The sequence below is a fragment of the Streptococcus sp. KR genome, assembly GCF_002238115.1.
Classification (GTDB): Bacteria; Bacillota; Bacilli; order Lactobacillales; family Streptococcaceae; genus Streptococcus.
Map to the genome: position 1 here is coordinate 1 of NZ_NGVM01000093.1, position 698 is coordinate 698.

1 protein-coding gene is annotated in these 698 nt (G+C 42.0%); it reads right to left on the reverse strand.

The features are described 5' to 3' along the window. Nucleotides 1-50 precede the first annotated feature (50 nt). Nucleotides 51-698 (reverse strand): IS30 family transposase (locus CBI42_RS11015; protein ID WP_142294118.1); only part of this gene is annotated, 648 nt, incomplete at its 5' end.

The following is a 698-nucleotide window of genomic DNA, read 5'->3' on the forward strand; positions in this document are numbered from 1 at the left end:
AAATCGAAGGATCTCACTCGCTGAGGTCCTTTTTTGTATCTGGCGAATTGTCAAACTAAGTGCAACAGTTTGTCAAAAAATACTTCATATGGGGTTTCATAGTTTAACACTTTGCGAGGACGTTGATTTAACTGCTTTTGGCAGTGTTCAACGTCCTGTTCTGTATAATTATCAATATCTGTTCGCTTGGGAAAATATTCCCGGATTAATCCATTTGTATTCTCATTTGTTCCACGCTGTTCAGGCGAATATGGATCGGGCCAATAGACAGTAACACCTAACCTTTCGCTGATTTCATCAAGATGAAGAAATTCGGTCCCATGATCTGGTGTAATAGAATGAACAAATTCTTTAGGAATGGCCCCTAACAGTTCAACTAAGCCTTTATTTATCTCCTGCGAGTCCTTTTGCACAACCTTTTTGATAAGCGTAAGCCGACTAAGCCGATCGACAACCGTTAAAAGGATGGAGTGACCCGTTCGACCAATCACAGTATCAATTTCCCAGTCACCTATACGTTGACGCTGGTTGATAAAACCAGGGCGCTCATGGATCGAGATATAGTCGGTCTGTACTTCTCGATGTCGTCTAGTATTCTTTGAATGCCGAGTCCGATGTTTATGTCTGAGATGGCGCTGAATACCGGTATCACCACGTGAGGAGTACTTCTCACCTAAATTGTGTTGATAGATATGACG